The following is a 12,194-nucleotide window of genomic DNA, read 5'->3' on the forward strand; positions in this document are numbered from 1 at the left end:
TCAAAACCCCCGTCGCACAGCGACGGGGGTTTTGTGCGTTCAGGCGCTGCCGAGGCGCCAATGCTCACGGCCGCAACGCAACGCGCGAGCAGCCCCCCGCATAAGCCGATTGCGCCGTACGCCGCTGCTCCGCTGCCACTGGGAGCGGCCGAAGCCCCCAGCGCCTGCAGAAGTCCAGGCCATCCGTGCTGAAAGCAGAGCGTCGGAGCTCGGTCCGCTCCGCGATCTCGATGCACCGAGACCGGAGCAGAGCTGCACCGCTCAATTCGCGAGCAGCCAGGTCACCGGCAACCAGCTCACCGATTTCGGAAAACCGGCTTTCGCTTTTCCGCAAAGGCGTTCATCCCCTCGCGCCGGTCCTCTAGCGCGAAGGTGGCGTAGAGCAGTCGGCGCTCGACATACAGGCCCTCCTGGAGATGGGTCTCGTAGGCCTGGTTCACCGCTTCCTTCGCCAGCGCCACGACGGGGCGGGAGGACGAGGCGATGCGTGCGGCGATGGCGACGGCCTCCGCCAGATGTTGCCCTTCTGCCGCCACCCGGCTGACGAGCCCCATGGCCTGCGCCTCCACCGCGGACAAGGCCCGGCCGGTGAGGATCATGTCCATGGCGGTCGCCTTGCCGACGATGCGCGTGAGGCGCTGGGTGCCGCCGGCGCCGGGGATGATGCCAATCGTGGTTTCCGGCAGCGCGAAGCGGGCGGTCTGCGACGCCACGATGATGTCGCACATCAGGGCCAGCTCGCAACCGCCCCCGATCGCATGCCCCGACACCGCCGCGACGGTCGGCTTGCGCACCCGTGCCAAGCCCTCCCATGTGGCGGTGATGAGCTGCGCTTCATAGACTTCGGCAAAGGTCTTGTCCTTGATCTCCTTGATGTCGGCGCCTGCAGCGAAGGCCTTGTCCGAGCCGGTCACAACGATGGCGCCGATGGAGCCGTCAGCGTCGAGGGCGGCCGCGGCATGAGACAGCTCCGAGGTGATCTGGCGGTTCAGCGCGTTGAGGACGTCCGGCCGGTTGAGGGTGATGATGCCGACCGGTCCGTCGATCGCGACGAGGATGGTTTCATACGTCATGTCTGTGGCCCTCGGTTCTGGTCAGGAAATGCGAATGAGGATCTCGCCTACGGGGCCGGGCCTTGGAAGCGGGCCAACGTGGATGCCGCCTCTGCCAGCGAGAAGGTGCTGTCCATGCGGGCTGGAAAGCCGCCGCGGGGCAGGCTGACGAAAAATTCGTAAGGACAAAGCATCGCGCAGTCGCCGGGGGCAGCGCCCGATCCGTCGGACGCCTCGTGCACGACGCCCACGCGGTTCGCGTCCATGACGCACGGCTGCTGCTGGGGCATGACGGCGCCGGCGCCGCGCAGGCAGAGAGCGACCCGGTCGACCGATTCCGCCGGCATCCGAATCCTTGCCGATGGCTCTGCCGCAGCGGGTTCCGGCAGGTCGCGAAGGGAGAAGCCATTGACGCCGTGTTCCCTCAAGGGGACGGCTTTCATGCGCTTTTTCCATTTCAATCATAATAATATATTTCCTTAATATCGCAGCCGTAGCGCGTCGCGAATGTGCCGACTGGAGCCTTATATAAGGGAAACTGAGCCTCCTTGCCTGTTCGGCTGTCTTGCGTATATATGCAAAGATATTTGCATAAAACGGGGAGGATGTCATGGCCTTGGATCCGGGGACGCTGTCCCAGCTGCTTGATGCGATCCGCCGTTTCGTCGACGAGCGGTTGATCCCCGCAGAGGCCGAGGTCGCCGAGGCGGATGCCATCCCGGCCGCCATTGTCGCGGAGATGCGCGATCTGGGGCTGTTCGGGCTGACCGCCCCGGAGGACTTTGGCGGTCTCGGCCTCACCATGGAGGAGGAGGTGCTCGCGATGTTCGAGCTCGGCCGTGCGGCGCCGGCATTCCGTTCCATGTTCGCCACCAACGTCGGCATCGGCATGCAGGGCATCGCCATCGACGGCACGCCGGAGCAGAAGGCGAAATATCTGCCTGGCCTCGCCTCCGGCGAGATCGTCGGCTCGTTTGCCCTCACCGAGCCGGACGTGGGCTCCGACGCCGGATCGGTGAAGACCACGGCGCGGCGCGACGGTGATGTCTATGTGCTGAACGGGACCAAGCGGTTCATCACCAACGCGCCGCACGCCGGCCTGTTCACCGTGATGGCGCGCACCGATCCCAGCCAGAAGGGCGCCTCTGGCGTCTCTGCCTTCGCCGTGGAGCGCGGAACGCCCGGGCTCTTCACCGGCAAGCCGGAAAAGAAGATGGGCCAGCAGGGAGCCCATGTGTGCGATGTGATCTTCGATGACTGCCGGGTCCCGGCGTCTGCACTTATCGGCGGCGTCGAGGGGCAGGGCTTCAAGACTGCCATGAAGGTGCTGGACAAGGGCCGGCTGCACATCGCGGCCGCCTGCGTGGGGCTGTCGGAGCGCATCCTTGATGACATGCTGGCCTATGCGGTGGGGCGCCGGCAGTTCGGCCGGCCCTTGGCTGATTTCCAGCTCCTCCAGGCCATGTTTGCCGATTCGAAGGCCGACGCCTACGCGGCGCGCTGCATGGTGCTCGATGCCGCCCGCAGGCGCGATGCCGGGCAGGACGTGAGCGTGGAAGCCTCCTGCGCCAAGATGTTCGCCTCCGAGGCGGTGGGCCGGATCGCCGACCGCAATGTGCAGGTCCACGGCGGCAACGGCTATATCCGCGAATACCGGGCCGAGCAGCTCTATCGCGACGCCCGCCTGTTCCGGATCTATGAGGGTACCACCCAGATCCAGCAGATCATCATCGCCAAGGCGCTCACCGCCGAGGCGAGGGCGCGCGCCGGACTTTAGGTTCCGGCGCGGCGACCGGCGCGGCCTCCCGTTCATCCGCGTGACGGGCGGCAGCTTCCGGATCGAGAATCTTGAAGTTCGTCAGCATCTTATCGAGGTAGTGGATCATGTGGATCTTATCCTCGGTGGAGAAGCCGGCCAGTGCCTCGTCGTAATAGTCGGCAATCACGGGGCGCATATTGGCATCCCAAAGGCTGCGTCCCTTGGGTGTCAGGCAGATGAGGCGGGAGCGATTGTCGTTGGCATCCACCGCGCGCTCCACATAGTCCATAGCCTCGAGCCGCTGCAGCACTCCGGCGAGGTTCTGCCGCGTGACCAGCAGGAAGGCGGCGAGGTCGCCCACGGCGACCCCTTCGGCGAAGGCGGGGCGCGTGAGGGCGCCGAGCACCGCCCATTGCTGGGTCGTGATCTTGTAGTCGTCCAGCGCCCGCGTGCCGGTCTTATGCAACATGTTGGCGCATTGGTAGAGCCGGAAGAAGAGCCTGTTGCTCAGTCCCGACGAAATCCCGCGTGAAGTGCCGCCATTCTTTTTCATATCAGCACTTTGACCGCGCCGCAGCGCTCGGTCAAGGGATCCCGGGCAGGCTTAGATATGGAAAGATATTGACATAAAAAGCGTGAGCCAATAGAGCTATGTCATACGGGTGGCGGCGGGTGCCTCAACGAGAAGCCCCCGCCGGAATAGGCGATAACACACCGAAATATCGGCGCCTTCGCCCCTGCCCATGACTGTGGAGGACGACCACCGTGCGAGGCTTGAAGGGTAAAATAGTTGTTGTAACCGGCGGTGGCGGCGGCATCGGATCGGCAACCTGCCGGCGCTTTGCCGAGGAAGGCGCCCGCGTCGTGGTCGCCGACATCAGCGCTGCCGCGGCGGAGCGGGTAGCCAAGGAAATCAGGGCCGCCGGTGGCGATGCCACCATCGCGGTCGTCGACCTCACAGATTTTGCAGCGACCGCGGCCAAGGTGGCCGAAGTAGAGAGCGCCTTCGGTCCCATCGACATCCTGGTCAATAATGCCGGCTGGGACCTGTTCGTGCCGTTCCTGAAGTCGGAGCCCGATTTCTGGACCAGGATCATCGACATCAACCTGCGCTCGGTGCTGAACATCACCAAGCCAGTGCTTGCCTCCATGGTCGCGCGCGGCGTTTCCGGACGCGTGGTCTCCATCGGGTCCGATGCCGGGCGCGGCGGCTCCTCCGGCGAAGCGGTCTATGCCGCCTGCAAGGCCGGGGTCATCGCCTTCATGAAGACGCTCGCCCGCGAGCATGCGCGCAACGGCATCACCTTCAACACCGTGTGCCCGGGCGTCACCGAGACGGCCATGCTGGAAAGCTTCATGGATGCGGCCGGCGACAAGGAGAAGCTGCGCGTCGCCTTCACCCGCGCGGTGCCCCTCGGCCGTCTCGGCAAGCCCGACGACCTGCCGGGCGCCATCGTGTTCCTGTCCAGTGACGACGCCGCCTTCATCACCGGCCAGGTGATATCGGTCTCCGGCGGCCTCACCATGCACGGTTGAGGGGGAAATCATGAGCTATACTGACATTCTCTATGAGGTGCGCGGCGGCGCCGCCTGGATTACCATCAACCGGCCGGACAAATACAACGCCTTCCGCGGCCACACCGTGGACGAGCTGATCCACGCCTTCCAGACCGCAGGCTGGGACCGCAAGGTCGGCGTGATCGTGCTGACCGGCGCGGGCGACAAGGCATTCTGCACCGGCGGCGACCAGTCGGCCCACGACGGCCAGTATGACGGGCGCGGCGTCATCGGCCTGCCCATCGATGAATTGCAGAGCCTGATCCGCGACGTGCCGAAGCCTGTCATCGCCCGCGTCAATGGCTTCGCCATCGGCGGCGGCAACGTGCTCGCCACCATCTGTGACCTGACCATCGCTTCCGACAAGGCCCAGTTCGGCCAGGTGGGTCCCAAGGTGGGCTCGGTGGATCCGGGCTTCGGCACCGCCTATCTCGCCCGCGTGGTCGGCGAGAAGAAGGCTCGCGAGATCTGGTATCTCAACAAACGCTATAGCGCCGCCGAGGCTCTTGCCATGGGCCTTGCCAATGCGGTCGTGCCCCACGAGGAGCTGGACGCCGAGGTGGACCGCTGGGTGGCCGAGCTGATGGACCGCTCGCCCACGGCGCTTGCCCTCGCCAAGGTGTCGTTCAACGCCGACAGCGAGAACATCCGGGGCATCTCCGCCCTCGGCATGCGCGCGCTCAGCCTCTACTACGACACCGACGAGAGCAAGGAGGGCGGTGTCGCCTTCCGCGAGAAGCGCAAGCCCGATTTCCGCAAGTTCGGAAAGTAGGCCGGACCGCCACCGGGCAGGTGGGCCCGCCGTCCTGTCCGGTGGCTTCAGTCCCCCGAACGGGGGTGTGCCGTGAGGCGATCCCGTCCCGCCATGGGCGCCAGCGGCGACACGGCGCCGCCATGCCGGTGTCAGGGCGCCGGCATGGCGGTAACGGCCCGCAACGCTGCGGGGCAGGATCGCGGCGGCTGGATCGATGCAGGCGCAAGACGTGCGCATCAGGTCCTCTTGCCGCCATGGCCGGCGCGCCGCGCCGGCGCCGGCCCGCGACACTCAAAGGCTGCGTGAAGGCGGCCACAGCTCAATCCGGCAGGAAAAGCCAGGGTAGGAAACTCCATGAATCCGACGGCATATCCAACGGTTTTCGACAATGAAGACCTGACCGCCTTGCGCGACCTCGCCGCCAAGTTTGCCGCCGAGCGCCTCGCGCCGGGTTATCGGGACCGCGAGCGCACCGGCAGCTTCGGCAAGGATCTGGTGCGCGAGATGGGCAGTCTCGGCCTGATCGCCCCCGAGCTGCCCGAGGAATTCGGCGGGATCGGCTCCGGCAGCATGTATTCAGGCGTCATCATCGAAGAGATCGCCAAGGGCGACTTCAACTTCGGCTATGTGAATATCCTCGCCTCCCTGAACGGCCAGATCGTCGCCAATTTCGCCAATCCCGAGATCAAGGGCCACTGGCTGCCCAGGCTCACCGCCGGCGAGATCATGCTGGCCATCGCGCTCACGGAGCCGCGCGGCGGTTCGGACGCGGCCAATCTCGGCCTCAGGATGGAGCGCTCCGGCGACCACTATGTCCTCAACGGCGAGAAGACCTCCATCTCCGCCGCCGACCAGGCCGCCGCCGCCATTGTCTTTGCCCGCACGGGCAGGCCCGAGGACAAGGCGCATGGCATCTCCGCCATCTTCGTGCCCATGGACACTCCGGGCATCTCGACCACCCGCTTCACAGACGTGGGCCAGCATGCCATCGGCCGCGGCTCCATCTTCTTCGACAATGTAAAGGTGCCGGCCGATCACTTGCTGGGAGAGGAGAACAAAGGTTTCGTGCAGGTGATGCAGGGCTTTGACTTCTCGCGCTCGCTCATCGGCCTGCAATGCCTTGGAACCGCCCGCCAGTCCCTCACCGAGGCCTGGGCCTATATTGGCGAGCGGCGCGCTTTCGGCAAGCCGCTCGCCGCATTTCAGGGCATCACCCACCAACTGGCGGATTTCGACACCCGCATCGAAGGCGCGCGGCTGCTGAGTTACAACGCGCTGTGGCTCAAGGACAACGGCCTGCCGCACGTGGCCGAGGCGGCCATGGCCAAATGGTGGCCGCCGCTCCTCGCCTACGAGGCGATCCACGCCTGCCTGCTGGTGCATGGCCACGCCGCCTATTCCAACGAACTGCCCTTCGAGCAGCGGTTGCGCGACGTGCTGGGTCTGCAGATCGGCGACGGCACCGCGCACATCATGAAAAACATCATCGCCCGTGAACGGGCGGGCCGGGCAGCAGTCGGCGGCTGATCCAAGAATAAGGGGAGGAACCCATGGAATTCGATGCCCTTCTCATCGAGCCGCGCCGCGCCAAAATGGAGGCTGAAGGCCTCTGGCCGGGCAAGACGCTGCTCGATTACTTCGACGCCTGCCGCACCGAAAAGCCCGATGCCACCGCCGTGGTGAGCATCGTGGTCGGCACCGGGGCACGGCGAGACCTGACCTATTCCGAGATCGACCATCTGGCCTGGCGTGCCGCGGTCGGGCTCCGCCGTCTCGGCCTTGGAAAGGACGACGTTCTTGCAAGCCAGCTGCCCAATGGCTGGGAGTTCGTCGTCCTGTACATCGCCTGCCGGCGCCTGGGCATCGTCTTCAACCCGGTGATGCCCATCTTCCGCGAGCACGAGCTGCGCTTCATGCTGCGCCACGGCGAGGCCAAGGCCTTCGCCATCCCCAGGGTGTTCCGCGGCTTCGACCACGAGGCCATGGCGGAGACGCTCAAGCCCGAGCTGCCAGACCTCTCGAACCTCATCGTCGTGGGAGGAGCGGGGCCGAACGGGTTCGAAGCGCTGCTGCTTGACCCGGCGTTCGACGCCGAGGTGTCCGGCATCCGGCAGATCAGCGCCCGCGACCGGGGCGACGCCAACGACGTGTGTCAGCTCATCTACACCTCGGGCACCACTGGCGAGCCCAAGGGCGTGATGCACACCGCCAACACTATGTATTCCAACCTCGTCCCCTATGCCGCCCGCCTGGGCCTCGGTGCGTCCGACGTGGTTCTGATGGCCTCGCCCATGGCCCACCAGACGGGCTTCATGTACGGCCTGCTCATGCCGGTCATGCTCAAGGCCCGCATGGTGCTGCTGGACAGCTGGGACAAGGCGTTGGCCGCCAAGGTGATCGCGCAGGAAGGCGTCACCTTCACCATGGCCTCGACGCCCTTCCTGATGGATCTCACCAATGCGGTGGAGGAGCTCGGCACCAATTCCTCCACGCTGCGCATCTTCCTGTGCGCCGGCACCGCCATCCCCGGCGCGCTGGTGGAGCGGGCGCGCAGGGTGCTCGGCACCAAGATCGTCTCGGCCTGGGGCATGACCGAGAACGGCGCGGTGACCCTCGTCTCGCCTTCCGACCCCGATGAACGCTCCGTCAATACGGACGGTTTTGTCCTGCCCGGCATGGAAATCCAGATCCGCGCCGCCGACGGCACGGTGCTGCCGGCTGGCCAGGAGGGCGCGCTCTATGTGCGCGGCTGCTCCAATTTCGGTGGCTATCTGAAGCGGCCCCAGTGGAACGCCACCGATGCCGAGGGCTGGTTCGACACCGGCGACATCGCGCGGATAGACGATGCCGGCTATATCCGCATCTGCGGGCGGACCAAGGACGTGATCATCCGCGGGGCGGAGAACCTGCCCGTGGTGGAGATCGAGGCGGTGCTCTACAAGCACCCCGACATCCAGCAGGTGGCCATCGTCGCCTATCCCGACGAGCGCCTGGGCGAGCGCGCCTGTGCCTTCGTGGTGCCGAAGCAGGGCAAGACGTTCTCCTTCGAGGAGATGGTTCGCTTCCTCGATAGCCAGCACCTGGCCAAGCAATATTATCCCGAGCGGCTGGAGGTCTGTGACCAGCTGCCGTCCACCGCCTCCGGCAAGATCCAGAAGTTCGCTTTGCGCACCATGCTGCGCGAGGCCTACGAGAAGTCACGGGCGTGACCGCGTCAATGCGGCCCGCCACCCCGAGTGCGCCCGATGCCGATGCGGTGGGCTCCCCTTATGCCTGCAGGTGAGGCGGCCATGTCCGGACCTGTCCATTGCGTTGTCGACGACGGCGTCGCTCTCGTCACCATCGACAATCCCCCGGTCAACGTCACATCCCAAGCCGTGCGGCAGGGCCTTCAACGCGCGCTCGACCAAGCCGAGGCCGCGGGGGCGGGCCGGGTGGTGCTGACGGGCGCCGGCAAGACCTTCATCGCCGGCGCCGACGCCAGGGAGTTCGCCGCCGCGCCTGTCGAACCTCACCTGCCGGACATCATCCGCCGGATCGAGGCCTTTCCGGTTCCGGTGGTCGCGGCCATCAACGGCGCGGCTCTCGGCGGCGGGCTGGAGGTGGCGCTGGCGTGCCGGGCCCGCATCGCCGCGCCCGGAGCAACACTCGGCCTGCCGGAAGTGACGCTCGGCATCGTGCCGGGAGCCGGCGGCACCCAGCGGCTGCCGCGCCTCGTCGGCCTGGAGGCGGCGCTTTCATTGATCGGCGAGGGAAGGATCATCAACGCGCATGAAGCCGAGGACATCGGGTTGATGGACGCCATCGCCGCCGATCCGGTGACCGTCGCCCGCACCTTTCCAATTCCGGACCGCCCCGCCACCGGCGCCTTGCCAGCCCCGCCGCCCGATCCCGCTGGGGTGGAGGCGGCGCGCAAGCAGGCAGGCAAGCGCAGCCCGGGCCAGATCGCGCCCCTGAAAGCCATCGATCTCGTTGATGCTTCGACCCGCCAGTCGCTCGACGCGGGCCTGGCGCTGGAGCGCGAGACCTTCCTTACCCTGAAGACCTCGGATCAGGCGGCGGCCCTGCGCCATGTCTTCTTCGCCGAGCGTGCCGCCATGGCGCAGGGGAAAGGCGGTGGGACGGACATCGGATCTGCCGTGGTGGTGGGCGGCGGCACCATGGGCGCCGGCATTGCTTACGCCCTCGCCGGACTCGGTATCGCCGTGGCGCTGGTGGAAAGCGACGCCGCCGGCGTCGGGCGGGCGCGGGCCAATGTGGCGCGGCTCTATGCGGACGCGGTGAAGCGGGGCAAGACCACCGCCGGGGCCGCCGAGGCGGAGCAGGCCACGCGCTTCAGCTTCCATGAGGGCTATGGCGCGCTGCCGCCGGCCGACCTGGCCATAGAGGCGGTGTTCGAGGACATGGGGGTCAAGCGGGAGGTCTTCACCGCCCTCGACGCGGCGCTGCCGGAAAGCACCATCCTTGCCACCAACACCTCCTATCTCGACGTAAACCGTATCGCCGAGGCCGTGCGCCGTCCGGAGCGCTTCCTCGGGCTGCATTTCTTCAGCCCGGCCCACGTGATGAAGCTCCTGGAGGTGATCCGGGCTCGGACCACCTCCGCCGAGACGCTGGCGACGGCGCTGCGCCTCGCCGCGCGGCTGAAGAAGATCCCGATCCTCGCCGGGGTGTGCGACGGCTTCATCGGCAACCGCATCCTCACCCGCTATCGCCAGACCTGCGACATCATGCTGATGGAAGGCGCTCTTCCCGCGCAGGTGGACACGGCGCTGCGCGGCTTCGGCATGGCCATGGGCCCCTATGAGGTGCAGGACCTCTCCGGCCTCGACATCGCCTATGCCAACCGTAAAAGGCTCGGCTGGCGCACGAAGGACGGCTTCCGCTACATCCCCATCGCCGACCGCATCGTCGAGGAGACCGGTCGGCTCGGGCGCAAGACGGGCGCCGGGTGGTATGACTACGACGGCGGCAAGGCCTCTCCCTCCACAGTGATCGACCGGATCGTGGTGGAGGAAGCCGCCCGCGCCGGCATCGCGCGCCGCGCCTTCTCCGACGAGGAGATCGTCGCCCGCGCCATCAGCTCCATGGTCGAGGAAGGCTTCCGCATCCTCGAGGAGGGCATCGCCGCGCGCGCCGCCGACATCGATCTCGTGATGATCCACGGCTACGCCTTCCCGCGCTTGCGTGGCGGGCCGATGCACCATGCCGGCCGCGTCGGTCTTTCCGAAATCGTCCGCCGGATCGAGGCCTTCGCCGCCGAGGATCCGCTGTCCTGGGGCGTTCCCGAGCTCCTGCGCCGTGCGGCGCAGGTGGGCCTGAGCCCCGACGACCTGAAAGCTTCCCAATGACCGACGCCTTCATCTGCGATTTCATCCGCACCCCCATTGGCCGCTATGGCGGCGCGCTCGCGCCGGTGCGCGCCGACGACCTCGCCGCGCTGCCACTCGGCGCCCTCCTTGCCCGCAATCCCGGCCTCGATCCCGCCGCCGTGGAGGAGGTGTGGATGGGCTGCGCCAACCAGGCGGGCGAGGACAATCGCAACGTGGCGCGCATGGCGCTGCTGCTCGCCGGCCTGCCGCAGAGCGTGCCCGGCGTCACGGTCAACCGCTTGTGCGGCTCCGGGCTGGAAGCAGTGGCGGCGGCGGCCCGCGCCATAAGGTCCGGCGACATGGAGCTCGCCATCGCCGGTGGGGTTGAAAGCATGACCCGTGCGCCCTTCGTGATGCCCAAGGGATCGTCGGCGTGGTCTCGCGCGTCGGAGATCCACGACACCACCATCGGCTGGCGCTTCGTCAATCCCCGCATGGCGCAGGACTACGGCACCGATTCCATGCCCGAGACGGCGCAGAATCTGGCCGACGAACACGCCATCAGCCGCGCCGACCAGGACGCCTTCGCCCTCAGGTCCCAGGAGAAGGCGGCGGCGGCCCAGGCGAGCGGCCGGCTTGCCGCCGAGATCCTGCCCGTCAGCGTGGCGCTCGGCCGTGGCAAGACGGAAGAGGTGGCGAAGGACGAGCATCCGCGCGCAACGACCCTCGCCGATCTCGCTAAGCTCAAGCCCATCACCCGGCCCGATGGCTCGGTGACCGCCGGCAATGCCAGCGGCGTCAATGACGGGGCGGCGGCGCTGATCGTGGCTTCGCAGGCGGCGGCGAAGCGCTTCGGGCTCACCCCCCTTGCCCGTGTGGTGGCCGGGGCCTCGGCGGGTGTCGCGCCGCGCATCATGGGCATTGGTCCCGTGCCGGCGGTGGGGAAGCTCTGCGCAAAGACCGGGGTCGGGCTGGAGGCCATCGACATCATCGAGCTGAACGAGGCCTTCGCCGCCCAATCCCTCGCGGTGCTGCGCGCGCTTCGCCTCAGCGACGACGATCCGCGGGTGAACCCAAATGGCGGCGCCATCGCGCTCGGCCATCCCCTCGGCATGAGCGGGGCGCGCATCGCGGGATCGGCAGCGCTGGAGCTGGCGCGTGGCGCGGGCCGCCATGCGCTGGCGACCATGTGCGTGGGCGTGGGCCAGGGCGCCGCGCTGTTGCTGGAGCGGATTTGACGACGTGGGACGCAGGCCGACGCGACCTGGGACGTAAAGCTCAAGCAGAAGGATGCCCCCGACCTGCCGGCTGTCCAGCGGGATGAGGTGGTCCCGCCCTGCCGGCCAGTTCACCGCGGACGAGAGGATAGCCCGGTGGGGGATCGTTTCCGCATCCCGTCGGCGCTGACCGGCAATCCCTGAAGCTCGGGCCAGGGCTTTGGATGCCCTTTCGTGCGTAGGAAGACTTCAAGGTTTCCGATCACGCCGCGCGCGCCGCTGTTCTGCCATGCGGGTGTGATCGGAACCACGCGCCACCGCGATCTCGTTCGCATCGGGCGCCGTTCGGGCCGCGATCCGCCATGCCCCCGTGGACAGGAAGCCCACCCGCAGGGCGCCGTGGGCCTGCAGCCGGCCGCAGCCTCACCTGCCGATAGTGCCATTTGGCACTATTGCCGGCTCGGTAGTCGACCGAGTTAGAATTCCCCCAATAAGAAAACGACCGGGAACAACACAGCACGCTCATCCTCGCTAAACGCATGT

At 67.1% G+C, this 12,194-nt stretch carries 10 protein-coding genes; 7 read left to right on the forward strand and 3 right to left on the reverse strand.

From position 1 onward, the window contains the following. Positions 1 to 296 precede the first annotated feature (296 nt). Together V5F66_RS00005 and V5F66_RS00010 are read right to left on the reverse strand one after the other, a co-directional pair. Positions 297 to 1,073, reverse strand: a complete 777-nt coding sequence (locus tag V5F66_RS00005; RefSeq protein ID WP_394092914.1) for an enoyl-CoA hydratase-related protein — start codon at positions 1,071 to 1,073, stop codon at positions 297 to 299. A 47-nt stretch (positions 1,074 to 1,120) separates the two neighbouring features. After that, the gene (locus tag V5F66_RS00010; protein WP_394092915.1) at positions 1,121 to 1,495 is read right to left on the reverse strand and encodes an MDR/zinc-dependent alcohol dehydrogenase-like family protein; all 375 of its coding nucleotides are present in this window, start codon (positions 1,493 to 1,495) and stop codon (positions 1,121 to 1,123) included. A 167-nt stretch (positions 1,496 to 1,662) separates the two neighbouring features. Between V5F66_RS00010 and V5F66_RS00015 the strand changes: the two genes are divergently transcribed. Next, the gene (locus tag V5F66_RS00015; RefSeq protein ID WP_394092916.1) at positions 1,663 to 2,829 is read left to right on the forward strand and encodes an acyl-CoA dehydrogenase family protein; all 1,167 of its coding nucleotides are present in this window, start codon (positions 1,663 to 1,665) and stop codon (positions 2,827 to 2,829) included. Here V5F66_RS00015 and V5F66_RS00020 read toward each other — a convergent pair. Beyond that, entirely contained in the window at positions 2,795 to 3,364 is a 570-nt protein-coding gene (locus V5F66_RS00020; RefSeq protein WP_394006153.1) for a MarR family winged helix-turn-helix transcriptional regulator, read from the reverse strand. The genes V5F66_RS00015 and V5F66_RS00020 overlap by 35 nt on opposite strands. Positions 3,365 to 3,576: 212 nt before the next feature. Here V5F66_RS00020 and V5F66_RS00025 point away from each other — a divergent pair, with 212 nt between their 5' ends. From V5F66_RS00025 to pcaF, 6 genes are all read left to right on the forward strand, one after another. Continuing rightward, complete coding sequence (locus V5F66_RS00025) at positions 3,577 to 4,347, forward strand: SDR family NAD(P)-dependent oxidoreductase (protein WP_394092917.1); 771 nt, start codon at positions 3,577 to 3,579, stop codon at positions 4,345 to 4,347. A gap of 10 nt (positions 4,348 to 4,357) precedes the next feature. After that, the gene (gene badI, locus V5F66_RS00030) at positions 4,358 to 5,140 is read left to right on the forward strand and encodes a 2-ketocyclohexanecarboxyl-CoA hydrolase (RefSeq protein ID WP_012112931.1); all 783 of its coding nucleotides are present in this window, start codon (positions 4,358 to 4,360) and stop codon (positions 5,138 to 5,140) included. 336 nt (positions 5,141 to 5,476) lie between these two features. Then, the gene (gene aliB / locus V5F66_RS00035; protein WP_012112932.1) at positions 5,477 to 6,649 is read left to right on the forward strand and encodes a cyclohexanecarboxyl-CoA dehydrogenase; all 1,173 of its coding nucleotides are present in this window, start codon (positions 5,477 to 5,479) and stop codon (positions 6,647 to 6,649) included. Between the two features lie 23 nt (positions 6,650 to 6,672). After that, entirely contained in the window at positions 6,673 to 8,331 is a 1,659-nt protein-coding gene (gene aliA / locus V5F66_RS00040; protein ID WP_394092918.1) for a cyclohexanecarboxylate-CoA ligase, read from the forward strand. An 81-nt stretch (positions 8,332 to 8,412) separates the two neighbouring features. After that, positions 8,413 to 10,473 (forward strand): FAD-dependent oxidoreductase, encoded by a 2,061-nt coding sequence (locus V5F66_RS00045; protein WP_394092919.1) that lies wholly within the window; start codon positions 8,413 to 8,415, stop codon positions 10,471 to 10,473. Next, the gene (gene pcaF, locus V5F66_RS00050; protein ID WP_394092920.1) at positions 10,470 to 11,672 is read left to right on the forward strand and encodes a 3-oxoadipyl-CoA thiolase; all 1,203 of its coding nucleotides are present in this window, start codon (positions 10,470 to 10,472) and stop codon (positions 11,670 to 11,672) included. Before V5F66_RS00045 ends, pcaF begins: the two co-directional genes overlap by 4 nt. The last annotated feature ends 522 nt before the right edge of the window (positions 11,673 to 12,194 follow it).

This window comes from Xanthobacter versatilis (assembly GCF_043193975.1).
Lineage (GTDB): Bacteria > Pseudomonadota > Alphaproteobacteria > Rhizobiales > Xanthobacteraceae > Xanthobacter > Xanthobacter autotrophicus_E.